20 protein-coding genes and 1 pseudogene are annotated in these 25,887 nt (G+C 61.0%); 4 read left to right on the forward strand and 17 right to left on the reverse strand.

The genetic code is table 11. The features are described 5' to 3' along the window. Positions 1 to 43: 43 nt before the first annotated feature. From HHL14_RS12970 to HHL14_RS12985, 4 genes are read right to left on the reverse strand one after another with little or no spacing between them, the layout of a single operon-like run. A complete protein-coding gene (locus tag HHL14_RS12970) occupies positions 44 to 847 on the reverse strand; it encodes an HvfC/BufC N-terminal domain-containing protein (RefSeq protein ID WP_169498011.1) in 804 nt (267 codons plus the stop codon). After that, on the reverse strand, positions 837 to 1,661 hold the full coding sequence (bufB, locus tag HHL14_RS12975) for an MNIO family bufferin maturase (protein WP_169498012.1): 825 nt from the start codon (positions 1,659 to 1,661) through the stop codon (positions 837 to 839). The genes HHL14_RS12970 and bufB overlap by 11 nt, the downstream gene beginning before the upstream one ends. Before the next feature lie 49 nt (positions 1,662 to 1,710). Continuing rightward, positions 1,711 to 2,559, reverse strand: coding sequence for an IclR family transcriptional regulator (locus HHL14_RS12980; RefSeq protein ID WP_169498013.1), 849 nt, complete (start codon positions 2,557 to 2,559; stop codon positions 1,711 to 1,713). Positions 2,560 to 2,601: 42 nt separating this feature from the next. Next, positions 2,602 to 3,285, reverse strand: a complete 684-nt coding sequence (locus tag HHL14_RS12985) for a cupin domain-containing protein (RefSeq protein WP_169498014.1) — start codon at positions 3,283 to 3,285, stop codon at positions 2,602 to 2,604. A 200-nt stretch (positions 3,286 to 3,485) separates the two neighbouring features. Between HHL14_RS12985 and HHL14_RS12990 the strand changes: the two genes are divergently transcribed. Next, a complete protein-coding gene (locus HHL14_RS12990; protein WP_169498015.1) occupies positions 3,486 to 4,748 on the forward strand; it encodes an MFS transporter in 1,263 nt (420 codons plus the stop codon). 110 nt (positions 4,749 to 4,858) lie between these two features. Here HHL14_RS12990 and HHL14_RS12995 read toward each other — a convergent pair whose 3' ends face one another. From HHL14_RS12995 to HHL14_RS13005, 3 genes are all read right to left on the reverse strand, one after another. Then, positions 4,859 to 6,487: an MFS transporter gene (locus HHL14_RS12995; protein WP_169498016.1), complete on the reverse strand. Its 1,629-nt coding sequence runs from the start codon at positions 6,485 to 6,487 to the stop codon at positions 4,859 to 4,861. Between the two features lie 90 nt (positions 6,488 to 6,577). Continuing rightward, on the reverse strand, positions 6,578 to 7,369 hold the full coding sequence (locus HHL14_RS13000) for an enoyl-CoA hydratase (protein WP_169498017.1): 792 nt from the start codon (positions 7,367 to 7,369) through the stop codon (positions 6,578 to 6,580). 61 nt (positions 7,370 to 7,430) lie between these two features. Beyond that, on the reverse strand, positions 7,431 to 8,648 hold the full coding sequence (locus HHL14_RS13005) for a CaiB/BaiF CoA transferase family protein (protein ID WP_268966613.1): 1,218 nt from the start codon (positions 8,646 to 8,648) through the stop codon (positions 7,431 to 7,433). 207 nt (positions 8,649 to 8,855) lie between these two features. On the opposite strand from HHL14_RS13005, the gene HHL14_RS13010 reads away from it, so the two are divergent. Beyond that, positions 8,856 to 9,767 carry a LysR family transcriptional regulator gene (locus tag HHL14_RS13010; RefSeq protein WP_169498019.1) on the forward strand — a complete coding sequence of 304 codons (912 nt, stop codon included), beginning with the start codon at positions 8,856 to 8,858 and terminating at the stop codon, positions 9,765 to 9,767. 337 nt (positions 9,768 to 10,104) lie between these two features. Here HHL14_RS13010 and HHL14_RS13015 read toward each other — a convergent pair whose 3' ends face one another. From HHL14_RS13015 to ectB, 7 genes are all read right to left on the reverse strand, one after another. Beyond that, positions 10,105 to 10,740, reverse strand: coding sequence for an HAD family hydrolase (locus HHL14_RS13015; RefSeq protein ID WP_169498020.1), 636 nt, complete (start codon positions 10,738 to 10,740; stop codon positions 10,105 to 10,107). A 72-nt stretch (positions 10,741 to 10,812) separates the two neighbouring features. Continuing rightward, on the reverse strand, positions 10,813 to 11,490 hold the full coding sequence (locus HHL14_RS33795) for a glutathione S-transferase (protein WP_206002304.1): 678 nt from the start codon (positions 11,488 to 11,490) through the stop codon (positions 10,813 to 10,815). Between the two features lie 3 nt (positions 11,491 to 11,493). After that, complete coding sequence (locus HHL14_RS13025) at positions 11,494 to 12,690, reverse strand: MFS transporter (RefSeq protein WP_206002305.1); 1,197 nt, start codon at positions 12,688 to 12,690, stop codon at positions 11,494 to 11,496. 62 nt (positions 12,691 to 12,752) lie between these two features. Then, on the reverse strand, positions 12,753 to 14,066 hold the full coding sequence (locus HHL14_RS13030) for an ATP-grasp domain-containing protein (protein WP_169498022.1): 1,314 nt from the start codon (positions 14,064 to 14,066) through the stop codon (positions 12,753 to 12,755). After that, complete coding sequence (locus tag HHL14_RS13035; RefSeq protein ID WP_169498023.1) at positions 14,063 to 15,325, reverse strand: hypothetical protein; 1,263 nt, start codon at positions 15,323 to 15,325, stop codon at positions 14,063 to 14,065. Before HHL14_RS13035 ends, HHL14_RS13030 begins: the two co-directional genes overlap by 4 nt. Positions 15,326 to 15,338: 13 nt before the next feature. Continuing rightward, complete coding sequence (locus HHL14_RS13040; RefSeq protein ID WP_169498024.1) at positions 15,339 to 16,622, reverse strand: lysine N(6)-hydroxylase/L-ornithine N(5)-oxygenase family protein; 1,284 nt, start codon at positions 16,620 to 16,622, stop codon at positions 15,339 to 15,341. A gap of 17 nt (positions 16,623 to 16,639) precedes the next feature. Then, a complete protein-coding gene (gene ectB, locus HHL14_RS13045; RefSeq protein WP_169498206.1) occupies positions 16,640 to 17,902 on the reverse strand; it encodes a diaminobutyrate--2-oxoglutarate transaminase in 1,263 nt (420 codons plus the stop codon). A gap of 754 nt (positions 17,903 to 18,656) precedes the next feature. Between ectB and HHL14_RS13050 the strand changes: the two genes are divergently transcribed. Then, positions 18,657 to 19,361 carry a response regulator transcription factor gene (locus HHL14_RS13050; protein WP_169498025.1) on the forward strand — a complete coding sequence of 235 codons (705 nt, stop codon included), beginning with the start codon at positions 18,657 to 18,659 and terminating at the stop codon, positions 19,359 to 19,361. A 720-nt stretch (positions 19,362 to 20,081) separates the two neighbouring features. Continuing rightward, positions 20,082 to 21,437, forward strand: a complete 1,356-nt coding sequence (locus HHL14_RS13060) for a FecR domain-containing protein (RefSeq protein WP_329601652.1) — start codon at positions 20,082 to 20,084, stop codon at positions 21,435 to 21,437. Between the two features lie 187 nt (positions 21,438 to 21,624). Here the strand turns inward: HHL14_RS13060 and HHL14_RS13065 are convergent, their stop codons facing one another. The 3 genes and pseudogenes from HHL14_RS13065 to HHL14_RS13070 form a co-directional block, all read right to left on the reverse strand. Further along, positions 21,625 to 22,737: a histidinol-phosphate transaminase gene (locus HHL14_RS13065; RefSeq protein ID WP_169498027.1), complete on the reverse strand. Its 1,113-nt coding sequence runs from the start codon at positions 22,735 to 22,737 to the stop codon at positions 21,625 to 21,627. 583 nt (positions 22,738 to 23,320) lie between these two features. After that, a pseudogene (locus HHL14_RS34105) lies at positions 23,321 to 23,560 on the reverse strand (IS6 family transposase); the annotation flags it as partial. Between the two features lie 169 nt (positions 23,561 to 23,729). Further along, a complete protein-coding gene (locus HHL14_RS13070; RefSeq protein ID WP_230413018.1) occupies positions 23,730 to 25,874 on the reverse strand; it encodes an acetate--CoA ligase family protein in 2,145 nt (714 codons plus the stop codon). Positions 25,875 to 25,887 lie beyond the last annotated feature (13 nt).

Raw genomic sequence — 25,887 nt, forward strand, 5'->3', positions numbered from 1 at the left:
ACGAAAAATCCGTTTCTTGAGGCCCCTTCGCCGACAACGACCGTTATCGAACGAGCCGACGCACCAGCAGCCCGTCGGCAAACCAGCGCCGCAACGCCGCCATCAGATCAAACGGCGGCGTGCCGCGCACGTCGTCGTCCGCTGATTGCTGCGTCATGCCGGCGACCAACGCATCGCCGAGCGTCGCACCGCGCGCGAGCGCCGTCAGCGCAGCCCATTCCGATGCATCGATTTCGCGCAGCATCGGCGTCCAGCCATCGCGATAGACGAGCGTGCGGCTCGGCGCGTCGATCGAAGCCGGTATCGCGTGCCCGTCCGGCCGATGCGCGAGCCAGATCGCCGCGATCTGCCAGGCCGAAGCGTGCAGTGTTGCCGCGGGATGTAGTTCGAGCGGCCACGTTTGCGCCTCATCAACACCTGCAGCCGCGAGATCGTCAAGGCGGAGCGTCGGCGCATCGGCCGCGTAATTCGCTTCGTGCAGCGCCCATTCGAGTCGCGCGACATCGGTGAAATAGGGGTAATCGTTCGCGGACGGCAATTGCGCGACGAAGGCGGGAAGCTCGGCACCGAAGCGTCGCAGGTCGCCGTCGCGCGACCCGTGCGCGTCGCCGTACGCATACGCCAACGTACGAAAGAACGCATCGCCGACCAGCGACTGCAGGACCGGATAAATCAGCGTCAGCGAGCGCGCATGGTGATAACGCAGCGACGCCTGGTAGCGCGCGAGGCGGCGCGCGGTGGCGTCGTCGTTAGCAAGCCAGGGTGCCAGTGCCTCCAGCGACGCGGTGCGCTGCGCGAGTTGCGTGCCGAACAGCGTCTGCAGACGCGCGAGTTCTTCAGCCGTCAACGCCTATCTCCCCGGCCACGTCGCGGGCCTTGCGCGCCTCGTCGAGAAGCGTGTCGAGCGGCGGCAAATTCGTGTCCCATTCGATCAGCGTCGGTACCGGCCCGAACCGGCGCAGCGCCTGCGCGTACAGTGCCCACACCGGCTCGGCAACCGCCGCGCCGTGATGATCGACGACAACATCTCCATCGACTTCATGCCCGGCGAGATGCAACTCGCGAACCATCCCGGGCGCGAACGCATCGAGTGCCCGCCACGCGTCTTCGCCGTGGTTGCATTGGTTCACGTACAGATTGTTGACGTCGAGCAGCACGCCGCAACCCGTGCGCCGCGCCAACTCGGCCAGCAACTCCGTCTCGCTGAATGTATCGCCGTGAAAGCGCAGATAGGTCGACACGTTCTCGAGCAGGATCGGGCGCGCGAGCCGGTCCTGAATACGTTCGACGCGCTCCGCCACGAGTGCGAAGGTCGCCGCGTTCAGCGGCAGCGGCAGCAGTTCGTTCAGCACGCCCGCGGCGGTCGCGCCCCAGCACAGGTGTTCGGAGATGAAGAGCGGTTCGATCCGTTCGGCGAGCGCGGCAATGCGTTCGACATGCTCCGTCGAGAATCCGTGCACCGAACCGATGCCGAGCCCCACGCCGTGCAACGCGATCGGATAGTCGGCGCGCAGCGTCTGCAGCACATGCAGATCCCAGCCGCCGTCGGCCAGATAGTTTTCAGTGTGCGCTTCGAGCCAGTCGATACGTGGCCGGGTATCGAGCATCGCGCGATAGTGCGCGCCGCGCAGGCCGATCCCGATCGGGGGAAACGCATTCATGACTTTTCCCGCTGACACCCATTCGTTGTGATCGCGCGCCGCGGCACGCTCAGGCTGCCTGCGCGCCACCGAGCAGTTGCGACACCTTCTTGGCCGCCTCGGTCAGCGCCGCGACGGTCTGCGGATTCGCATGGGCCGGCAAATAATGAATCGAACCGACGATGGCCAGCGCGCCAAACAGCGAGCCGTCACCTTGCTGGATCGGCGCCGCCAGCGCGTTGACGCCGAGAAAGACTTCCTCGGGCGCGTCGGCCCAGCCGCGCTCGCGCACCAGCGCGAGTTCGTGCGACAGACGCATCGGGTCGGTGATCGTATGCGGGGTGCACGCTTCGAGGGGGGCGGCGAGGGCGGCCTCGCGCCGTTCGGCCGCGCCGTAGGCGAGCGCGATCTTGCCCTGCGCGACGGTATGCAGTCGGAACTGCGTGCCCGGATGCAGCAGGATCTCCAGCGGACTGCGACCGCGCACGATGTCGAGCACGACGACGTCGCTATCCGTGAATGAACTGATGACGATGGTCTGGCCGACCGCGTCGCGTAGCTCCTCCATGATGGGACGCGCGAGGCTGATCACGTCGAACTGACGCACGAGCTTTTGCCCCAGCAGAAAGAGCCGCCAGCCGATCCGATAGCGGCTCGTGCGCGCGTTCTGCACCACGTAGCCTTCCTGACGCAACGAGGTCAGATGCCGGTGCACGCGCGCCTTCGGTACGCCGAGCGCTTCGGCCAGATGCGTGACGCCGCATTCGGCGTCGCGCTCGGCGAGCAGTTCGAGGATGCGCAGCGAAATCACGGACGTCGACGACGTGTTGAGCTCGTCGCCCAGCGCGCCGTTGACGTGTGGCCGCGCTTCGTCGGCCAGGGCGGTTTCGTCGCGTGTTTCGCGACTTGTTCGTTTCACTTGCAGTCCTCTCGTTGGCGGCCGCGGCGTGCTGTGCGTCGATCAGTCGAGCGTGATGAAGCGCTCGCCGAAGACGTGGTAACGCTGCGGCTTGTTCTTGCTGGCGTCCTCGGGATGCACGTAGCGGATCGAGCTGCGTCCACGGCATGTGCGCGGCAGGATAAAGCAGCGGATGAACGTCGTCGCGCACGCCTCGGTGGTGGGCGCGAGCACCGGCGCATGACCGAGCTCCAGCCAGGCGGAACCGGGACCGTGCGTGTGCGAGTCACCCAACGTTTCGATGGTGATTTCGCCCTCCAGCGTGCAGCGCACGCCCGGCCCCTGGTGGACGTGCGTATGTGCGACGCCGCCGGGCGGAAATTGTACCTTGTCGCAACGCATCAGCCAGCGCTGGCGCGGCTCCAGCTCGATGGGCGCATCGATTTTCAGGGTCGAGCGGGCGCCCGGCGCCGCGCTGATTTCGCCAGCAGACAGCGTCTCGCCGGACGCCCCAGCCGATATCAGCTCCCAACGCCACAGCTTCACGCCTTCCGCGCCGGCGAGCAGCGCGAGATCGTCGTCGCCGAGCCAGGCGCCGTCGGCGCGCTGATGCTGCGCGCCTTCGCCATATTCGATTGTGACGTCGCCGGAAACGACGTACAGCGCGCGACGCGCGGCCGCCAGATAGACCGGCGCGTGGTTCGGAGCAATGACGTCTTCGTACAGACGCAGTTGGTAGTGCTTCACGGAACAAACCTCCTCGACAAGGAATACGAATGGATCATGTCGAGCAGTATCGATTATCGATACGCGATGATCTATTTATGGTTTACCACGAGCCTACGCATAAAAATGCACTGTTAATATTGGCGCTACAAACATGTTTGATCGTATCGATCATCGATACGACACACGAATACTCAGCAAACTGGGGAAGGAGACAGCGAATGGAAAGAGCGGCGACCCTTAACAGGGCGGCGGCCCCGGACAGGCAACCGTGGTATCGAGGCGCGACCCGCGCACAGTGGCGCGCGTTCGGCTCGGCCTATATCGGCTGGATGCTCGACATCATGGATCTGATGCTGTTCGCGATGGTGATCCGCGAAATCAGCGTCGACCTGCATTTCGACAAGGGCGTGGCCGGCATGATTGCTTCGCTCACGCTGGTGTCCACCGCGTTTGGTGGGCTCATCTTCGGTTATCTGGCGGATCGCATCGGACGCACGCGTTCGCTGATCCTCAGCATTCTTTGCTACTCGATCGGCACAGCGCTGTGCGGGTTCTCGACCTCGGTCTGGCAACTGCTCGCGTTCCGTCTGCTGCTCGGGCTCGGCATCGGCGGCGAGTGGTCGGCAGGCGCCGCGCTGATCACCGAAACGTGGCCGGCCAAACATCGCGCGAAGGTCATGGCCTGGGCGCAGAGTTCGTTCGCGGTGGGTTACGCGGCGGCCGCCGTCGCCGCCGCGCTGGTGCTGCCGCACTTCGGCTGGCGCTGGGTGTTCGCGGTGGGGCTCGTGCCGACGCTGCTCGCGGTCTGGGTGCGCAGCCATGTCGAGGAACCGCAGATCTGGCGCGAGCAGCGCGAACGGCTGTCGCTGCCCCAAACGCTGGCGACGCTGTTCGGGCCGTACGCGCGCAACACGATCGTCGGGCTCGCGTTCACGGCCGCGGCGATGTGCGGCTACTGGGGCTTGTTCACGTGGATTCCGACGTATCTGTCGACGCCGGTCGCGCAGGGCGGCCGCGGCTTCGACATGCTGCATTCGACGACGTGGATCGTCGTGATGCAGGCGGGCGCCGCGGTGGGCTTCATCTGCTTCGGCTATCTGGCCGATCGCATTGGACGGCGGCTCGCGTTTCTGCTGTTTTTTCTGCTGTCCGCGGTGTCGGTGCCGCTGTATGTATCGATTGCGTCGCCGGTGCTGCTGCTCGTATTCGGTCCGATCGTCGCGCTATTCGGCACGGGCTTCTATAGCGGTTTCGCGCCGACCTTCGCTGAGATGTTTCCAACTCACGTTCGCGCGACCGCGCAAGGGTTTATCTACAACACGGGGCGAGCCACGAGTGCGCTCGCGCCGGCCGCTGTGGGTCTGCTGTCGCGCAACGGCAGCGTGGCCACCGCGCTGGGCGCGACGGCGGGGTTCTTTCTGCTGGCTGCGTTGATTGTGTTTTTCTTTATGCGGGAGACGCGGGGGCAGGCGTTGGTGTGAGGTGGGGCAGGCAGTGTGCGGTCGAGCAGGGCAGGTGCGAAGGCGGCGCCGCTTCGCCCCAACCGCGCCTCGCTACGACACGCGGTTGGAGAGCAGCGCGCCGCGCATCGTCAACCATCCAGCTCCGCATCATTGCCCGTGATGACCTGCCGCCGCAAAAACAGCCCACCCACAACAACCGTCAGCAATGCGAACACGACCGGATACCAGAGCCCCGCATAGATGTCGCCCGTGTGTGCCACCACCGCGAACGCGATCGTCGGGAAAAAGCCGCCGAAAATGCCATTGCCGAGGTGATACGGAAACGACAGCGCCGTGAGTCTGATACGCGTCGGAAACATCTCGACGAGGATGGCCGCGAGCGGCGCGAACACCATCGCCAGATACACGCTCATCACCCAGATCAGCAGCACCACCATCGCGCCGTTAGTGCGCGCCGGGTCGGCTTTGGACGGATAACCCGCCTGCACAAGCGCTTTTCTGATGCCGTCGGCGTCCGTTGCCGCGAAGCGCGCGCTGCCGATCGCGACCGTCGTCGCTGCCGCCTCGTTTGCCGATTTGCTCGCCGCGAAACTGTACGGCACGCCGCTTCTGGCCAGCAGGCCTTTCGCCTTGTCGCAGTCGCTCGTGAATTGCCGGTTGCCGAGGATGTCGAACTGGAACGCGCACGTCGACGGATCGCCGATGACTTGCACCGGCGCGTTGGCGATCGCCGCTTCGAGCGCCGGATTCGCGAAATGAGTCAACGCGTGAAAGAGCGGGAAATAGGTCAACGCGGCAAGCAGGCAGCCGGTGAGAATCACCGGACGTCGACCGATGCGATCCGACAGGCGGCCAAACACCCAGAAAAGCGGCATCGACAAGACCAGTGCAATCGCCACGTACACGCCGGCGATGCCCGCATCGACACGCAACGTGTGCGACAGGAAGAAGAAGGAATACACCTGACCGGTGTAGATAACGGTCGTCGTGCCCGTGATCAGCCCAAACAGCGCGATCAGCACGACCTTCAGATTGCGCCACTGTCCAAGCGTTTCGCGAATCGGCGCGCGTGAGGTCTTGCCTTCTGCTTTCATCTTCACGAACAACGGCGACTCGCTGATCGATGCGCGGATATAAAGCGAGATCAGCAACAGCAGACCGGACAGCAGGAACGGAATGCGCCAGCCCCACGTATCGAACGAATCGCCCGCGATTTGCCGCGCCGCGAACACGACGATGAGCGACAGCACCATGCCGAGCGCGCCCGTCGCCTGAATCCAGCTCGTGTGCTCGCCACGTTTGCCGGCCGGCGCATGCTCGGCGACGAACACCGCGGCCCCACCATACTCGCCGCCGATACCGATGCCCTGCACGATACGCAGCGCGATCAGAACGGCCGGCGCCCACATGCCCCATTCCTTGTAGCTCGGCAGCAGGCCCACGCAGAACGTGGCACCGCCCATCAGCACGAGCGTGAACAGAAACGTGTATTTGCGTCCCATCATGTCGCCGAGACGACCGAACAGCAACGCGCCCAACGGACGAAACGCAAAGCCCACGCCGAACGCGAGTAGCGCGAAGATAAATTTGGTCTCTTCGTTCAGCGCGGAAAAGAACTGCTCCGCCATTACGCTGGCCAGCGCGCCATAGAGAAAAAAATCGTACCACTCGAAAAGCGTGCCTGCCGTCGAGGCGGCAATGATCCTGACCGTCTCTCGCGACGATGTTTCGGTTGTTTCGCTGTAGGTATTGTCCATGCTGTCTCCTCCTGTATTTCCAGTCCTTTCTGCACTGCACCTGCTATGCGGCGGCTATGCGGATAGTCGATCCGACATGCGCTGCCCGTCTTATCTACGTTTGCGCGAATCGAGGAAATGGCGCATCGCGACGGCGGGCTCGCTGGTTTCGTAAGCATCCCCAAATGTATCGATGCTGGCACGCGCGGCGTCGTCGGGGAACGCTGACTCCCAGCTGTTGCACAACTGCTTCTGCAAACGGATCGCGTTCGGCGGGCATTCGCAGATGTCCTGCACGACTGCGTTCACCGCATCGTCGAGTTCGTCGACCGACACCACCTCGTTCACGAGTCCCCATTCGAAGGCCGTGCGCGCATCGATCCGTCTGCCCGTGATGAGCCAGTAGCGCGCGCGGCCCGCGCCGATCAAAGTCGGCAGCAGCGAAGCCTGAATAACCGACGGAATGCCGATCTTCACTTCCGGCATCGCGTACCACGACTCCTGCGACGCGACGCGGATATCGCAGGCCGCGGCCAGTTCCGCACCGACGCCGAAACACCAGCCATGGATGCGCGCGATCACCGGGAACGGCGCGTTGTGGACGGCTTCGCACACGTGATAAAGGCCCGCGATAAACTCGCACGCCGCCGCGGAATCGAGCGCAACCATTTCGTTGATATCCGCACCGCCGATAAACGCGCGCTCGTTGCCGCGCAGAATCAGACAGCGCACGCGCGAGTCTTGTGAAAGCCCGGCGAGGCAGCTGACCAGATCGGCCGCGACCTTCGAATGCAATACGTTGATTTTGCCGATGTGCAGCGCGAGCGTTGCGACGCCGCGATCGTCGATCGACAACGTGAAGGCACGCTCCGCAGCATCCGCGTGATGAGTAGCTTCGGTCATGAATGAAATCCGTCCATGGGTTAGGCGGCGCGATGCGCCGGGTCCGGCAAATTCGCCGCGATTACTGTTCTTCGGTGGCGACTCGTGGAGAGGGCAGTTCGCGCAACACGTCGTGCTGACTCGTACCCTGCCGTTCGGCGAGCGTGTCGATTCGCCCCGGCGTCCGCGAGAACGAGACCGGCACGTTCATCTGACGCACACGGCCTTCAGTCGGGTGGTCGCGTTCCACGAAAAAGCCCGTCGCCTGTAGATGCGGATCGTCGAGCAGATCGTCCAGCTCCATCACGCGCGCGACGGGAATGTCCGCCGCTTCCAATTGCACGAGCCAATCGTCGGTCGTCCTCGTGAGCACGATGGCCGCGAGTTCCTCGTAGAGCACGTCGTAGTGCTCGCTTCGTCGTTGTGCCGAACCGAAGCGCGGATCAGTAGCAAGGTCCGCGCGACCGGCGATGTCGAAGAAGCGCTGCCATTGGCCATCCGTGTAGGGAAGCAGGCCGATGAATCCATCGGCGGTGCGATAAGGACGACGATGCGCGGACAGCACGCGGCTATAACCCATCCCGCCTTCGGCAGGCTCGAACGTGCGGCCGCCCATGTGCTCGATCATCGAGAACGACACGAGGGTCTCGAACATCGGCACTTCGATCGCCTGGCCGCGGCCCGACTTCTCGCGCTCGTACAGCGCCATTGGCACCGCGTACGCGAGCGTGAGTCCCGTCACCTTGTCGGCGATGATCGTGTTGATATACGACGGCGTGCCGGTCGCTGCGCCCTGCAACGCGGCGAGTCCGCTCATCGCCTGGATGATGTCGTCGAATGCGGGTTTGGCCGCATAGGGACCGCTTTGCCCGAAGCCGACCGCCGCGCAGTAAATCAGCCGAGGATGAGTCATGGCGAGCAATTCGTAGTCGAGCCCGAGTTTTTTTAGCGCTTTCGGCCGTACGTTCGAGATGAACACGTCGGCGGTATCGATCAGCGCCTTGAGCGTCGCGAGATCGTCGGCCTGTTTCAGATCGAGCGTGACGCACTTCTTGTTGCGGTTCAGATTGAGAAAGATCGCGCTCATGCCCGGCGTTCGCGCCGGTGCCGGCTGCCGGAACACGTCGCCTTCCGGCGCCTCGACCTTGATGACTTCCGCGCCCATGTCGCCGAATATCTGCGTCGCGTAGGGGCCCATGCCGACGGAGGTCAGGTCGACGATTCTCACGCCCGCGAGCGGGCCGCTGCGCGGTTGCGTCGACGTGGCGTCGGTGAATGATGGGGTATTGGCTTGTGCCAAGTCGCTGTCTCCTGAATCGGTGCGGTACGCGATAGCGCAGAGGTCTCGTGCGCTTCCATACGTCCGCATTCGCCAGCATGATGGCCCTCGAATGCTTATTCCAACAATGGAATTATTGTTATGAATTCATCATGATCTAGAATAAGTTCATGGCGCAGCTGCGAATCGCGCGCTCCGTTGTTCACCAATTTTTTCCCGGGATTCACGATGAACGTCACCTTCCGGCAACTCAAGGTCTTTGTGAAGCTGTTCGAACTGAGGAGCTTCACGGCCACCGCGCAGGCGCTGAATATGACGCAATCCGCGGTGAGCAAACTCTGTCAGGAACTGGAAAGCGAGGTGGGTTTTCCGCTCTTTCAACGCTCCACACGTCGGGTCGAACCGATGGACGGCGCCGCGGATTTCCATGCATTCGCGACCGAAATGCTAGGCACACTGGCCGCCGCCTCGCGAAGTCTCGCGGATTTGCGCAGCTTGCAGAAAGGAACGATCAGCGTCGCGGCGGCACCGCTGATTTTTTATGGCCTGCTGTGCGATGTGATCGCCGAGTTTCACAGCCTGCACCCGGACGTGCGCATCGAGGGCTTCGAAATCTCGACCGACCTCGCCATCGAGTACGTGATAAACGGCAAGGTCGACGTGGGCGTCGTTGCGCTGGACGAGGTGGAACCGAAACTCATCGCCGAGCCGATCTATACCGATCACATTTATCTTGCCTGCCCGGCACATCATCGGCTGGCGGAAAAGCGGCAGGTGTCGTGGAAGGATCTTCGCGACGAAGCGATCGTTATGCTTCGCGACGACCACAATCTCGGCAAGATCATGCAGTCATCGCTCGCGCGGAGCAACGTGACGATGTCATCGGTCATCGAGGTCGGCGCGATGAGTTCCGTGGTTGGGCTCGTGAAGGCGGGCGCCGGCATTGCGTTCGCGCCGGAGTACACATACGACTTCTGCGCGCGCGCTGGAATTCGGCTGATTCCGTTCGTCAGACGCGAACAGACGACGCGAACGCTTTCGCTGATTCGGCGTGAGAATGCGAGTCTTTCGCTAGCGGCGACGAGCTTTGTGAAGCTGCTTGAGGGGAGGCTTGGGGAGAGGGGGGCGGCGAGGCGGTAGGGGAACTTTGACCTGTAATCGGATAGGTCGCGGTCCTGGTCGGCTCAAGCGGCTGATTCGATTGGCGGGTATGCTTATTCCGAACTCTTCAAAGACCTCGCGAGGAAGAGTGCGATCTTTGATCCGCTAAAGGCTGATGGCCAGTGCATGAATCCCTCGGGGTAGCTCCGTTATTTGAACGTGTACTTTAACGTCGGAAATCATTCGCTGTACGAGTTGTCGATGTTCACCGATCGCGGCTATCGGTCGTCGTATCCCAGTTGAGCCGCTGATCACGTACGTGTGTATGACGGTTTGATGCGCGGAATTCGGATGATGAGCGGCGTCAGCCTGCGTGCTATTGAACACGCGACGGCGCTTCGTCCAGCACGCCCAACCCGGCCAGATCGTCCCGTAACTGCGCTGCGCCGCGGAACAGCAGTGCACGCAAGCCCGCCTGTCTCGCGCCTTCGACGTTCTTCTGCAGATCGTCGATGAACAATACGTTCGCGGGATCGATGCCGAGGGCTTCGGTACAACCGAGGTAAGCGCGGCGCGCTGGCTTTGCTCCTCCGAGCGCGGCAGATGCATAAATGCGCCCGGCAAACCGACGCGCGACTGGCGGGCAGATTGATTCCATATGCGTGGCGACGAGCGAGCTGTTGTTCGTCAGTACTGCGAGTTCGTACGAGCGGTTCAAAGTGCTGGCGATCTCCAATACCGCTTCATCGATGCGAGTTCCGGCAGTCCTGGCCTCTACCCACGCGTCGACTGTCACGCGAAACCCGATCGATTTGCCAAGCTCGGCGAGAAAAGCGTCAGCCGTGATGTCGCCGCGGTCGCTGCGTGAATCGAGCCCGGAGTTCCAGATCGCGTCATAGACTTCCTGCGCCTGGCATCCCGAATGCCTGGCGAGGTTTGTCGCCATCGCATGACGGTCGTAGTTGCAAAGAACGTCGTCGAGATCGAAAACGACAGCTTCGAGGTTTTGCATGATTGTGGTTCGGGCTTCTGGTTTTAATGGCTCTGCGGCGTACTTCCGGTAATCGCCGCGAGGCAATCGACGTTAAGTGCGGCGGTAGTCCGCAGTCACGCGTCCAAGAGCGGCGACCTCTGCTTCATGTCCCGATTCGCGCCACGGGTCGGCGATCGCGTCGCGCTGCCAGTTCTGCATCGAAGCCAGTTCGAGTAGATGCGCGAAATATTGCTGGGTGGTCTTGCCGACGACAAGTCCATACGTCTGCGCGCGGAACGCGAATGGCGCAAGAAATGCGTCACACGCGGTAAATTCGGCACCGCAAACGAATGGACCGCCGAACCGGCCAATGCCGGTTTCGATGATGGCCACGAGGCGCTCAAGATCTGTTGCCACCGAGGGTGGTGGATTCTCGAGCTCGACCCGGACGCCGACACTCATTGGACAACCGCGACGAAGCGCGGCAAAGCCGGAGTGAACTTCCGCAGCGACCGAACGCGCCCACGAGCGTCCTTTGATGGGCCAGACACGCGGGTTGTTCTGCGCCAGATGTTCGACGATCGCCAGAGAGTCCCAGACGGTCTCGTCACCGTCGAGCAGGCACGGCACCATGCCGCTCGGAGAGAATGCACGGAAGGCGCTAAGGCTCGATCCTTCCTGAAAGTTGCGTACTTCCTCGCGAAACGGAATCGCCAGTTCTTTCATCAAAACCCATGGACGCATCGACCACGACGAGTAATTCTTGTTACCGATAATGAGCGAAAGCACGATTCAGACGACCTCGGAAGATTCGGGCAAAAGACGGTTGTTGAAGATATAAAAGCCGATCACCACGCTCCATGCGAGTACCAGTGTCATGGATGCGAAGCCGATCGCGTCGGCCGCCGCGCCTCCCGCGACGATAACAACGAGCATGCAAAACGTGAGCGCGCCGTACTTGGCGGAGGAAATATAGCTGATCTCCTCCGGAGTGCACGTCAGCATGATCTGGTTATTCGTGAAAGTGTAATAGACCTCGTAGAAAAACAGGCAGGCGAGAAAACTGGCAATGCCGAATACGGGTTGCCGGGTCAGCACGGAACCCGCCATGAAAAACGCCGCGGCCACGGTCTGAACGAGCGGAGACAACCAGCGCAGCGGCGGTGCGCCGACTGGCATGAAACGGGCCACGAACATCGCGCCGGCGGTAAACGTCAGGCTGATCAATGCCTGTACGAAGGCGGCCGCATTGATCGACAATCCCAACTGCCCGATCGGCAACGTGCTTCTGGCAATGTAGTAGAAGCCCTGAAACACGCCGGTGATCAGGCTGAGATTGACGAAGCAGCGCCGCAATAGGGGTTTTCTTTCGAGAATCCGCCACGTCTCGCGCCAGTATGAAAAGTCGGGACGCGGCTGATCCGGTTTCACCGCCGGTACGTACGGCAGCGCCGCATAGCAACACGCGGCGATCACGAAAGCCGAGCTGCTGAGCAAAGCCACCTGCGCAATCGAAATCCGGTTGAGAAAGAGCACACCGACTAAAGACGCCGTAGCCGAAGAGACATAGCGATTGGTATCGTAAAACGACGATGCCCGTTCGAGCAACCGCCCCGGCATGTACACCTTTAAGGCAACCGCGGCCGCCGATTTGGAGACATTCTCGAGCACGCCGCGAACCGCCATCAAGCCGAAGAACGGCAACAGGTAATGCGGGTAGCACTGGCAGACTACGACCGTGACCGCGACCGACAGGACCAGCGTAACGGACATCAGCCGACGCAGCGGATAGCGGTTCGCGAGCCAGCCGATCATCGGTAGAAAGAACAGCGGGATGAGCCACTGGCTGCCATAGATGGCACCCGCCAGCAGGCTCGATCCGGTTTGCGCGAAGGCTTTCAGCGACAGGCTCATCAGCAGTGCGACACTGCCGAAGTTCGCGGAGAACGCGGACATCGAGAGCAGCACGTAGTTGCGCTCGCGCAGCAACGAGGAAGGGACAGCGACAGTTTCGACTTGCATGGTGGTGTTCCAGATAACGCGCGAACGCCTTATGCGGGCGTGAGAGGGCGGTCGGCTGGCAGAAAACGATCGCTGGGGTAGCAAAGTTCGATGCCGGCCTGGCGTTCCACTTCGGCAAGGAGTCGACGCGCGTCGGCGACGGCGGTTGCGCCGTCGCGACGGCGGATCTGGAAACGGCCCAACAGCGCCTGATCCTGGATCGCGCCGTCGGTCGCGGCAAGCGGATCCCACGTGACGTTGACGATGTCGGGATCGTTATTGAGCAGAGTGCGCCAGTCGACTTTCACCGGCCCCAAGGTGGGAGCCGCGGTGCGCATCCGCCACGATGCCACCACGCCCCAGTTTGGGTCGATGCCGTGATCCACCGGTTCGTCGAGATGCAGCGCGAACAGTGCCGGAAAAATGCTTTTGCCGGTGAGCTGCTCGTAAAGCTTCGGCATGTTGCCGCCCATCGGGCGCGGATTCACTTCAATCAGCCGGGGGCCGTTTTTCGTCCACATCATTTCGATATGAAAGAATCCAAACTCGAAGCCGAGCGCGTCGAGCACGCTATTCGCATACGCAACCGCCTCGCGGCTCTGCTGTGGGTCGAGCAACGCGGGCATCGTGATGCCGAGCACGTCGGTTTCGTCGAATGCATTGCGGTCGCGGCCCGAGAGCATGAACAGGAACTGTTCGCTGCCGCGGCGCGCGAGTTCGACCGAGAACATCCGGCCGCTCAGACGTTCTTCGATCAGCAGGCCGCCGCCGAGATTGCGTCGAACGTCCTCCGGAAACGCGCTGATGCGAGCCTCGGCACTCTCCCATGCTCGCCGCAAATGCGCGTCGTCGACGACACAGGTTGCCGCGATGCTTGCGAGACCGGAGACAGGCTTGAGAATGACCGGATAGCCGATCTCCCGCGCGGCGCTCAGTGCAGCGTCGAGATCGGTCACGCGCGCGGACCTGGCTGACGGAATGCCCGATGCGTGCAAGGTCTCGCGCATCGTATGCTTGTCGCGGGCTCTGGCGAGCGCCGCGGCATCGGCGAAACGAACCCCCATGCGGTGACACGCGTGCGAAACGGCGACGATCGGCAGATCGAGCAAGCTGAACACCGCGTCGACGGGGTGGCTCAGATGCAGCGTGCGCAACGCTCCGTAGACGAGTTCTGCGTCGGTAGTGCGAGGCAGTACGATCACCGCGTTGAGTTGCTGCAGCAGGGCAGCACTTTGGGCGGACTGCTCATAGTATTGGAACTCGGCGGATTGCACGAACGAGACCCGATAACCGCAGTCGAGCGCCGCTTTCAACGCATTGAAAATCTGACCGTTGCCGTCGACAAAAACGAGATGTTTCATCATGCATTCACTGCGTCAAGGAGTTGCAGGGTGGCACCGGTTTGCCGGCGGCCTGGGTGGAACGTCTTCATCGATGGCGGAATAGCCGTCAACGCGTGGTGCAACAGCCTTACTCCGTTCGCGTAGATGCTCAGCCATGTCCTTGCCGTTCGCACGGTGGGAATGCTCTTGAGCCATCCGATCGTGGAGTTCGCGGCATAAGCGAACAGATGGGCCTCCCAACCGCGCGCAAGAAACTCGGGAGCGAGTCGCTGCGCGACCAGATCGCGCATCTGGGTCATCGCCGTATCGGTTTGCAGCAGGAACGGCTCGTTCATCCACAGCCCCATGGAGCCGCTACGAACGTGGATCTGGCGGCACAGTCGATCCTGCTCGCCGCAGTCCGCGTGCGCGAGGATGGTGGACATGCCCGCCACGCTATGCAGCAGGTTGGCCGCGTCGTAGAGCGGCGAGCCCAGTCCGAGCGGTTCGACCGTGCGGTTTTCCCAGCGGGTTCTCGGATCGACGAACAGATAGCCTTTGCCGCGTTCGCCCGGAATCACATTGCGAATCTGCAGATCGCCGTGGATGAACGACGTGTGCGTCTGCGCAAGGTCCGGATAGACCGCGGCCGCGACAGCCAGCATCTCGTCCAGACTCGGGTAGCACCGGTCGTTGATAACGAGTTCGCTACGTAGTAGTTGCTCGAGCGCGATCGTTTCACCGAGGAAGTGCGCGGCCGACCTCGCGATCTCGTCGCCGCGAATCAGCTCATCGAGCCGGCCGTGAAAATGGTAGCGCTCGAGCGGCCAGCCTCCCTTCACCATGGTGGTTCCATAGACCGGCGCCATCGAGTCCAGCACGCCGCACATCGCGTCTCGCCAGTCGGGCTTCAGCGTAGTGGCCGTGGGCTCGGCGTAAATCAGGTTCTCCAGCGTCGCTTTCAGACCGCCCTCGATGGCGAACCATGCGAATTCGTCGCCGAATGCATGGCATAGCACTTTCGGAAGACTGCATGAGGGCAACTCGCCAAAATGACGTTCTGCCGCTTCATAGAATGCGACCTCATCCGCGAGTATCCTGGTCAAGCCAATTTTTATGACGATCGGCTCGTCACCGTTCACGTAAAAAATGCCGAGCGAGCCGACTCCGTTGATCAACGGCTCGATATCCCGGGAGCGCGAGGGGGCGATGACTCCACGACACGCGCAGGTCTGAATTGCCTCCGCAAGGAGAGAATCGACCACGCGAGCGATGTCCGGTGTTGCAGTTGGGAGGTTCATAGGTCGCCGCGGTTTATGCCGGCACGCGCGTTGTCAGCGCGTCGACGATATCCTTCGCACGGATCGACGAGAGACTCAACGAGCCGGCATCGCCCATTCCGTGCATCGCTTCGGACAAACCATTCAGGAAGATGCGGCCCGGAGCCGCGGCCGAGGTGCTCACCGAGTAATCCCGATTGACGGCGACGGCTCCCGCTTCGAGCGACAGATAATCCCGCACGTTGTTGAGTAGCGCCGGCACCTTGATTTCATCGTCGCCCGAACCGAAATTCACAAAACCGGTTGCGAGAATCACGCCGTCATAGTGGTGGTCTCGAGTCGCCGATTCCAGATGATGCTCGAGCGTCAACCTGATCTTGCCGTCCGCAATCGCAGCCTGCGAGATATCGGTCATACGATGCAGCGTCAACTGGTTTCGACCGCTGAGCGAATCGTGATAAATCTGCTTGTAGATTTCCTCGATCACATCCATGTCCGCCGCGCCATAGTTGGTGCGATAGACATCCCGGTCGAAGCGTTTCTTGAGCGCCGGGCTGGCCTTGTAGTAGGCGTCCGTGAACTCGGGAAAGTAGATTTCGCTCATGAACGGCGACGTGTCCTTGAGCGGAAACGCAAAGCGCCGCATGATCCCGTCAACCTTCAGTTGCGGATATTGCTTGGTCAGATGCAACATCAGTTCGGCGGCGGTCTGGCTGCTGCCCACCACAGCAACCGCTTGCGCACCCTCGTTCACGAGACGCTCGATCGCCGACAGATATTGTGTGAAGTGAACCACGTTCGACGAACCGAGGTTGCGGAAAATCTCTGGGATCCGTGCTTGCCGGCCCGTGCCAAGCACGACGTTACGCGCGCTGATGGTCTCGCCGTCCGCGAGTCGAACCTCGTAGACGGTTTCGTCCTCACTGACCGCGATCGACGAAACCGCCGCGCTGCCGCGAAAAACGCTGGACAGCTCCCTGGCAACCCAACTGATATAGCGGGCATATTCCGGACGCATTGGCAACATCAGGTCCATGTTCAAATGCTTGAACAACAAACCATTTTCATGGAGGTAATTCAGAAAAGTGTAGCGGCTGCGGGGGTTGCGCGGCGTCACCAGATCCCGGTGGGGAATATTCTGGATATTCGAGTGAACGTCCAGCGCATTTTCGAAAAGCATATTTTTTTGCCAGACGACTTCCTCGTTCCGCTCAAGAAAAATGCATTTGAGTTCCGGGCGAAGCTCTTCGAGGGCGATTGCGAGTGCAATATTCGCGGGACCAAAACCGACACCTACTACATCAAAGATCTGTTTCATTTTCTATTCGTGTATTTTTAGTTGCCTGTTTTGCTGATGATCTTGTCGATCGCGTAGGCGACGCGGTCGAGTCCTTCTTCGAAAATGTCCGACTCGATCGTCAACGGCGGCAGAAACTTGAGCACCTGATCCCGTGCGCCGCATGTCTCTACGATTACACGGCGCTCGAACGCTTCCGCTGAAACAGCCGCGGCGATGTCGTCCCGATGAAACTCGATCCCGGCGATGAGTCCCCTGGCGCGCACCCTGACGCGCTCCTTGCCGTACCGCCGCACCTGCGATTCCAGCCATGCATGAAGTTGCGACACGCGCTGCTGCAGCGACGCCTTGAATGTCTCGTCGCTCCAGAAGGAAAGCGCCGTGGTGGCAGCTACGAATCCGAGGTTGTTGCCACGAAACGTGCCGTTGTGTTGTCCGGGTTTCCAGATATCCAGCTCCGGTGCAATCAGCACTAGCGATAGCGGCAGGCCGTAGCCGCCGAGCGACTTGGACAGGCAGACGATGTCGGGCTTGATTTCCGCCACTTCGAAGCTGAAAAAGCGCCCGGTCCGGCCGCAACCCGCCTGGATGTCATCGACGATCACCAGAATGTCATTGCGGCGCGCCATCGCGCACAGACGCCTCAGCCATTCAAAGGACGCGATGTTGATGCCTCCTTCGCCCTGCACGGTTTCCACAATGAAGGCCGCCGGCTTGGCGATACCACTGGACGGGTCGTTGAGCTGGCGTTCGATATATTCGACGGTGTCCACGTTCGGCCCCATATAGCCGTCGTACGGGAAGAAGGTGACATTGCCGAGCGGCATACCCGCGCCAGCACGTTTGTCGGCGTTGCCGCTGGCCGCGAGCGCCCCGAGACTCATGCCGTGAAACGCGTTGCTGAATGCACCTATCGTCGGACGCCGTTTGGCGAGGCGAGCCAGCTTGAGCGCCGCCTCCACGGCATTGGTCCCGGTCGGACCGGTGAACTGAAGCTTGTAGTCCAGACCGCGCGGTGCAAGGATAGTCCCGACGAAGGTGTCGATGAAAGCGGCCTTCGCTTCGGTATAAAGATCGAGGCTCTGGGTTATGTTGTCATTGCCAATATAATCCAGCAATGCCGATTTTAATTTCGGATGATTATGGCCGTAATTGAGAGATCCAGCGCCCGCAAGAAAATCAATATACTCCATGCCACTGGATGATTGAATTACGGAATTTCTGGCCGTCTTCAACAAAACCGGAAAATTGCGACAATAAGACCGCACGTTCGATTCCGACTCGAATAAATTGCTATGCATAGCATACGGCGACATGCGTCAGGCGCATGTCAGCGTCTCCATATTGGGTTTTTCGTAGCGTTCACCTTGAAAGGTGGTGGCCGTTTTTTGAGATGTCTATTCTGGATTGCGTTTAACAAAAATGCAATAAATATGACACGTAAAAGTCACATTATTCCAGACGCATTAATATTTGAATTGCATATTTCATATATATTATTCTTGTTTAAATTATGCTTTCGACCATTAATGCAAGCCAACATATATATGGCCCGAACGGTCGGAGGCTGGAGATGGCCGTTCCCGTGTCCTGAGAGGAAGGGCGGCTCGCATACCGACAGCTAATCGTCGACGATGTAGTCCCATGACTGAATGTCTCAAACTGGGACCGACAGCGGCTGTCCGAAGTCGCCGCGTCGCGCTGACGAGTGCCACCGCGGCGACACGCAGATGAGATCGTCGACATTCACCGATCGCTGTGATCGGTCGTCGTGTGCGCGCCCACAGTCGTCATGTTGTGGCTGTCGCCGCGCAGCGGGATTAGCAACGGGGTCGTCTCATCCCGTTCTGGCTGTGCTGGCAACGCATGGCGCTGGCGATAACCGCACAGCTCGGTGCGGTGCTGGATGTGCAGCCGGGGAATGGCTCCAGCGAATAGCCTCTGACCTCCAGCACTTCGGGTTCGCATCAAGTGAATACTTCTGCCGCAATTTCTAGAATGGTGAGAAATGCAAAATACGAGCCGGTTAGCCGGACGGCATGCGTGGAGGGCGCTATGAGAATTGCACTGCTGGAAGACGACCCAGTCCAGGCCGCGTCGGTATCAGGGACGCTGACCGCGGCGGGACATCACTGCCACCACTTTGAAATAGGCGCTGCGCTCATTCATGCCCTGCGGCGAGAGACGTTCGATGTGCTGATCCTGGACTGGCAGATTCCCGACATGACCGGCAGGGAGGTCCTGAACTGGGTCAAACAGAACGTGGCGTCCCGGGTGCCGGTCATTTTTTTGACGTCGTACGGCCGCGAGACTGACATTACCGCGATCTTGAACGAAGGGGCGGATGATTATCTCGTCAAACCCATTTCACCGCCCCTGCTGCTTGCCCGTATCACCGCGCTGCTGCGCCGCATGTATGCGATCGATCCCCTTGCAACGAAAGAGGTTTTTGACGATGTCGAGTTTGACATGGCGGCGCAGCGAGTCTTCAGGAACAGGGAGGAGGTTAAGCTGACCCAGCGTGAATTTGCGCTCGCGCTGCTCCTTTTCCAGAATCTAGGCCGTCCGCTGGCTCGCGCGCACATTGCCGAGCGGGTGTGGAGGCAACCGCCTGACGTGCTTTCCCGGACAATGGACACCCACATCTCGGGTGTGCGTCAGAAACTGGCATTGCGCCCCGAAAGTGGCTACCGGCTCACACCGGTCTACGGTTTCGGATACCGCCTGGAGCGGCTGGCAGAGATGAATCCCACACCGTAGGGACGGAAGGTAGTAGTCCCAAAGTTACTTGAGGACTGCGTCGGTAGGTAGATCGCGGGCAGCAACGGGAAACGGTAAACCCGATCGTGCCGAGAAAGAAGAGTCGGCGCCAGTTGCAATGGAATTCCCTCTCCTGATTGCCGACCACTGTCCCATACGAACGACCAGCACAGCGTTGGCTAAAGGTTTCGCCTGTCGACAGCACGCGCCACTGAAGCGGTATTCGCGTCGCTCGAAAGCGGCCATCCGTATTCCCATCCCACTGAGATAAGAGCTTGGCGCAAGTCGGTGTTCCGTCATGAGCATGGCAACGAGCGCCGAATCGGCGATCAGAAAAGCAGCGGTAGCGATATTCAGTTGCGGACCCATCGGCTATTTTCAACAGGATCTTGTCACCGTAGCACCTGAATTGATCGCATACCTCGATTCGTGTCGAAGCATTAGGCGTCGTACTCGCTGTCGACACGTGGGCGACTTTTCTCACACGTTTATTCATGTCCGATTTTCATCAGTAAGCACTGTTACTTTTTAAAAAATATTAACCCTTCGTAGTAGTTATCTGTTGCTAATCTTTGGACAGAGATGATGGCGGCCTCACCAATGTCGGTAGAGGATGATACGAGTCGTTGAAAGCGCTTGTTCTCAAAGATAAAAATTCGATGTGCTGACGGTATCGCTTCCCTAGCCTGATAGTCGATGCCTTTGCGAAGCGGAGGAGCCGTGACGGTTCTCGTGTACAAGGTCATGCCCGTCGCAGCCCCGAAGGGCCGCCGCGTGGCAGCATGGCTTGTGACCGCATGCCTGCTTTTGGCGGGCGCGACTAGCGGGGGCGGCCCGGCACAAGCGCGGGACATGGAGGGCGAGGCTGGCGCGAAGCTGCCGCCGGCGTACGCCATCTACACCACACGCGACGGCGACACGTTGTACAACATCGCTGCTCGCTATATGAGCGATTCAGCGGACTGGGTATTGCTTAGTCACCTGAATCGCGTGCCCGTGCCGCGACGGATGCCGGCCGGCATCGTGCTGTATTTACCCACCAGCCGGCTTCGGGAGGACTCGGACGCGACCCGCGTGTTCGCGACGAGCGGTCCTGTCGAGCACAAGTTGGGCCCAGGTCCAAAACTGCCATTGCAGGTTGGCGAAACGCTTATCGAAGGAGAGCACCTGATCACCGGTCCGAATGGATTCACAACACTCGATTTGCCCGATGGCTCGCACGTGGTGGTTTCGCAGGAAAGCGAACTTAGTATCGAGAAATTGCGGCACATCACGCTGACCGGCGCGACGAGCTGGATCTTCGGGTTGCACCAGGGTGAGGTCGAAGGTCAGGTCGCACTGGCGACGCGGCGCAGCGACCTGTTCCAGATTCACTCGCCATCGGTGGTTGCCGGCGTCCGCGGCACTCATTTCAAAGTCGATTACAACGTAGCAGCGCAGACCACAGCGATCTCCGTGCTCAAGGGCGCGGTCGGAGTCGATCCACTGACGCTGGATGGCCGAAGCGTTGCGCTGGTGCCCGGCATGCCGCTTGACGCGGCGGAGCAACTCCTGACAGCTGGCTTCGGCAACGTCAGCCCCGCCGGGGGAGCGATCGGAAGACCTGTGATGCTGTTGCCGGCACCGTCGCTTGTGGAACCTGGCCGCCTCCAGGACGGCAAAGCGGTCACTTTCGAGGTCGAACTGGATGAGCATGCGGCTGGTTATCACTGGCAGATTTCGCGTGACGCCAGGCAACTCGATATGGTCCGCGATCGGCGCGTGGCTACCTCGCACGCAGACTTCGAAGATCTGCCGGAGGGTACGTATTTCGTCCGGATTGCGTCGACAGACGACAACGGCCTCGATGGGCTGCCCAGTGTGTACGCTTTCGAGCGTCGCCAGTTCGAGCTGGACGTGTCTGCCGCGGACTGCCCCGTTACGCCGCCGCTGCAAGGTCCGCTGGTTCGTGAGCAGAATGGCAATGTGGAAGTCGAGGACCTGGTAGCCCCTGGATCAAAGACCTGGTCGTACTACGTCAGACTCACGAAGGCGATTGGAATCCAGTCGTACGAAACATTGAAGTATGGTTGCTGAAGCTGGCAAGAGGATGCCGATAGGGGACTTGAGTGTCCAAAGCCTCCGCTAACGCTCGTTGTCTGGTGAGAACACCTGTCTGCCGCCCGACAGCTCACCAAAGTGTGCGATCCGGTCGTGTCGAAGCCGTCCAATCGCACTGCACATCGCTATATGCCAAGGTTCCGAGTTTCAAGACAGCCGCTGGTCATGCATCGGCCATCACGGCAAGCAAAGCATTGCGAAACTCGCCCATCTCCGCAGGCGTACCAATCGACACCCGCAAGTACTCCGGAGGACTGACTTCGCGAATCAGGACGCCGCGGTGCAGAAGTCCGCTCCATACTCGGTGGCGATCCGCAAACTTGCCGAACATCACGAAGTTCGCATCCGAATCGGCGACCACGAGGCCCAGGCTACGCAGCCAGCTAACGGTTGAGTCGCGCTCGGCTTTGATCGTTTCTACCTGGGAAAGCATCTCGTCACGCTCGAAGAGCGCCGCACTGGCGGCCGCCTGGGTAAATGCGGAGAGGTGATATGGAAGCCGAACGAGCTTCAGCGCTTCGACGATCGCCGGTCTGCAAGCGCAATATCCCACGCGGGCACCCGCGAAGCTGAACGCCTTACTGAGCGTGCGGATCACAATAAGCCGCGGGTGGTCGGGCAGGAGCGTCACCGCGCTGCGGACGCCAGAGCGTCGAAACTCTGCATAAGCCTCGTCCACAATCACGATGCCCGGCGCGACGTCGAGTATCGCGTGGATATCTTCAATGGGAAGCGCGGTCCCGGTCGGATTATTTGGCGAGGTAAGCAGAACCACGCCTGGCTGATGCGCGCGAATGCCATCGATCGCATGATTCAGATCCAGCGCGAAATCCTTGTTACGAGGCAAGGTATGCAGGCGCGTGAAGGTCGTTCGGCAGTATTCGTCATACATTGGATATGCGGGCGTAAAGGCCAGCGCCGAGCGCCCCGGGCCGCCAAAAGCCTGAAGAATCTGTTGGATTACTTCGTTCGAGCCGTTGGCTGCCCAGACGCACGACGCGTCAACCGTCAAGCCGGTGTCGTGCGTGAGGTAATCTGCCAGTTGCGCCCGAAGTTCTAAAAAGTCGCGGTCCGGATAGCGGTTTGCGCGGTGCGCCGCGTCGGATACAGCCGCCGCGATACGCTCGATGAGCGCCGACGACGGAGAGTACGGATTCTCGTTGACGTTTAGACAGACCGGCACATCGAGCTGAGGCGCCCCGTATGCGTGCCGCAACTTGAGATCCTCCCGAAGCGGCAAATCCGCAAAGGACACATCCTTCCACGATTGTTGCATTGGAGACACTCCTCACGTTATCGATCGATCGGCGCGGCATGGTTTCAAAGCGTCCAAAAACAAAAAAGGCGCCAAAGGCGCCTTGGTCGTTGTCCCGATCGGGAACGTTCCCGATTCAGTGACTAGATGCGAACGGACCACGGCGCAACGGAAGTCGCCCGTGATGGTGGTGCAGATAGGTCGTGACGTTTCGAATCTTCATACGCTTCATCATGACATACACCGGCTCGAATGAAAAGCCAGCATAGCGATCAATGCCCGAGAATGGATTTTTTGCGCAGGCGGAGCAGTGTTTGATCCGTAAAATACGGTGTCGGCCACGCGTGCAGGAGATACGCGAGAGCGAACAACGGGCGCCGTCTTTGATGGAATATGTCGCAATGTAAAGCGTTCTCTGGGTCACCAGATAGCGGGGCCTTTGATACTCCTCGCGCGGTCGGTCTCGGGGAAACTGGAGTAATTACCGAACCTGGACGCGAATGTGCTCGGCCGCGACGACGGGAACGTCAAGTTCAAGACAAGAAGGCGGTGAAATGGATAACGTGCAGGAATCCAGACGATTATCAGACGAGGTATAGGGCCGTGCCGTGCTCCAGTCATCCCATCTGTCGAGACGTTTCTTCAGTTGCACACGGTGAGCTGCAGCGCCCATGCAGTGACGGGGTAAAGCGAAGCGTTGCCGGACCGGCCTGGAATTTGACAGAAATCGCTGCGTGCGTCGTGGATCACGTAATTCCTGCATCCTGTGCTCACGCCAGCGCGTCGGTTGGTAGCTGTTCTATGCGCGGTTATTGACCCTCGCGACAGCATGTACGAACACGTGATTGGACGGCGCCAGCGGGTCGCTGCGACGGGCACACTGAGACGCGCAGCGGGCGTGGTGCGGGTTCGGTAAGCAAAGTGGCCGCCCACGTGGCATCTGAATGACCAGCGGAGACGCGCGAACTGGAAAAAGGATGTCAGTCCTCAAGCTCCAGCACGCGCGTCACGCTTCATTTTTTGATGCGCACTAACGCATCGACGGCGAGCACACCTTCTCCTTCACGCATAACCATCACCGGGTTGACTTCGGCTTCAACAACGCAGACATCGGCGAGGATAGCGAGTCGCGACATCGACACGACAGCTTCAGCCAAAGCGTCAAGGTCGCCTCGCGCTCTGCCGCGATAACCGTCGAGCGCGCGCAGGCCCTTAACCTCAGCGATCATCGCACGCGCTTCGTCGACATCGACGGGGGCCAACCGAAGCGCACGGTCACGGTAAAGCTCTGTGTAGATCCCACCGGCCGCGACCATCACGACCGGTCCCACCTGCGGATCTAGCCGATAACCGATCAGCGCCTCGCCGAGGCCCTTCGTCATCGGTTGCACGAGAACGTGCTCGACTGCGATATCTGGCTCGTGCTGTTTCACGTTCCCGATGATGCGTGCGGTGGCTGCCTGCAATTGCGCTGCATCGACGACACCGAGTTCGACGCCGCCAACGTCCGTCTTGTGAGGCAGCCGCTCAGAGAGAACCTTGACCGCGAGCGGATAGGGGAGGCCTTCAGGCAGCGGCGCGTCTTCCCGTACCGGTACAGCAGTGGCGGGGGCATGCCGAACACCCACTTGCGCAAGCTGTTCGTACGCAGCCAGCTCGTCGAGCAAGACGGTTTCCGCATAGTCCGTGTGGCTTTTTCCCGGCACCGGGCGTGTCGCGAAAGGCTTCGGCGCGCGCCGGGACGCAGCCGCGGCGATCGCATCGGCGCAAGCTTCGGGCGTGCGAAAACACGGCACGCCCGCTTCGGTCAGGCGCAGAAGTGCCTCGGGCGCCTCCGGGACCACGAACGCGGCCAGCGCGTGCAACTGCGGATCATTCATGCCGCTGTCAATAATCGGGCGAACCACCAGTTCCGGCGCGAAGCGCGCGGAGGAGCCCGCAACAGCGATGACGAGATCGAATTCCGGCGCCGTCCGCAGCACGCGCAGTGCCGCGCTCATAACGTCGTAGCGCGTGCCTGCCAGGGTCAGGTCGACGATGCGTCCACTGGACACCTGGACGCCTGCTTTCGCGAGCCGCGCGAAAGTGTCTTCTCGCGGTTGCACGACGTTGACGCCGCGAACCCCGAGCTGATCGACAACCATGGCCGCACCGCCACCGGTCGTGGTCACTACTGCGACACGCGGTGCGCGTGCGGCTTCGCTGGGCCTGGGCAGAGGCATCTGCCGAAGCAGGGGGAGGCTCTCGAGAAACGCTTCGAGCGTGTCCACACGCGCAATGCCGCAGTCCTTGAGGAAGGTGTCGGCGACATCGTCCTCACCGGCGAGCGCACCGGTGTGCGAGACAGCAAGCTCTGCCGCCGCTGCGGAGCGCCCCAGCTTGTACGCGACGACGGGCTTCCCGCGCTCTGCGGCCGCCAGCGCGAAGGCGCGCAGTTTGTCCGCATGGCGCAGGGTTTCGAGAAAGAGCATGTAGCCGGTGATGGCAGCGTCGTCGAGCGTTGCTGCGCAAATCTCGCCAACGCTGAGGTCGACTTCGTTGCCAACGGAAACCAGACCGGCGAAGCCGATGCCTTTGGCCTTGCCGCGCGAGAGCAGCCCGCCGATCATGCTGCCGCTGTGAGAGGCGACGAACACGCCGCCCACAGGCAGGTCCGGCTCCGCGAAAGCGGCATTGGCCGTGAGCGCGAGCCTGGTGCGCACGTTCACCATGCCGAGGCCGCTCGGCCCAAGTACGCGAATGCCCGTGCGCGCGACGATGTCACGCACGCGCTGCTCGCGTGCCTCTCCTTCCGGGCCGGTCTCGGAGAATCCCGCAGCGAGAACGGTGGCCACGGGAATCCCGAAGGCGGCGCACGCTTCGAGCGCGTCGATTGAGGCTTCCGTTGGCGTGAGGATGAATGCGTGCTCGGGGATTTCGGGCAGGTCCGCAACACGTTGCCAGGCACGTTCGCCTTGCACGACATCACGGTTGGGGTTGATCGGGTAGACGCGGCCTTCGTATCCGGCCTGCCGGATATAGCGCAGGGGGCGGCCCGCGGTTTTCGATGGGTCGTCCGATGCGCCGATCAGCGCGACGCTTTCGGGAGCGAGCACACAGCGCGCAAGGGAGATGTCACGTACTGCGGCGCGGTGAGTCGGCTCCATGGTCTCGTTCATGCTCATGTTGTCC

Source organism: Paraburkholderia antibiotica (genome assembly GCF_012927125.1).
In the GTDB taxonomy this organism is placed as follows: Bacteria; Pseudomonadota; Gammaproteobacteria; order Burkholderiales; family Burkholderiaceae; genus Paraburkholderia; species Paraburkholderia antibiotica.

Bases quoted from the DNA above. Each gene is read 5' to 3' on its own strand.
- HHL14_RS13070 (WP_230413018.1), bottom strand. From the start codon at position 25,874: ATGAACGAGACCATGGAGCCGACTCACCGCGCCGCAGTACGTGACATC.
- HHL14_RS13040 (WP_169498024.1), bottom strand. From the start codon at position 16,622: ATGAAACAGATCTTTGATGTAGTAGGTGTCGGTTTTGGTCCCGCGAAT.
- HHL14_RS12990 (WP_169498015.1), top strand. From the start codon at position 3,486: ATGGAAAGAGCGGCGACCCTTAACAGGGCGGCGGCCCCGGACAGGCAA.
- HHL14_RS13000 (WP_169498017.1), bottom strand. From the start codon at position 7,369: ATGACCGAAGCTACTCATCACGCGGATGCTGCGGAGCGTGCCTTCACG.
- ectB (WP_169498206.1), bottom strand. From the start codon at position 17,902: ATGCATAGCAATTTATTCGAGTCGGAATCGAACGTGCGGTCTTATTGT.
- HHL14_RS13065 (WP_169498027.1), bottom strand. From the start codon at position 22,737: ATGCAACAATCGTGGAAGGATGTGTCCTTTGCGGATTTGCCGCTTCGG.
- HHL14_RS13015 (WP_169498020.1), bottom strand. From the start codon at position 10,740: ATGCAAAACCTCGAAGCTGTCGTTTTCGATCTCGACGACGTTCTTTGC.
- HHL14_RS13010 (WP_169498019.1), top strand. From the start codon at position 8,856: ATGAACGTCACCTTCCGGCAACTCAAGGTCTTTGTGAAGCTGTTCGAA.
- HHL14_RS12995 (WP_169498016.1), bottom strand. From the start codon at position 6,487: ATGGACAATACCTACAGCGAAACAACCGAAACATCGTCGCGAGAGACG.
- HHL14_RS13030 (WP_169498022.1), bottom strand. From the start codon at position 14,066: ATGATGAAACATCTCGTTTTTGTCGACGGCAACGGTCAGATTTTCAAT.
- HHL14_RS13050 (WP_169498025.1), top strand. From the start codon at position 18,657: ATGAGAATTGCACTGCTGGAAGACGACCCAGTCCAGGCCGCGTCGGTA.
- HHL14_RS13035 (WP_169498023.1), bottom strand. From the start codon at position 15,325: ATGAACCTCCCAACTGCAACACCGGACATCGCTCGCGTGGTCGATTCT.
- bufB (WP_169498012.1), bottom strand. From the start codon at position 1,661: ATGAATGCGTTTCCCCCGATCGGGATCGGCCTGCGCGGCGCGCACTAT.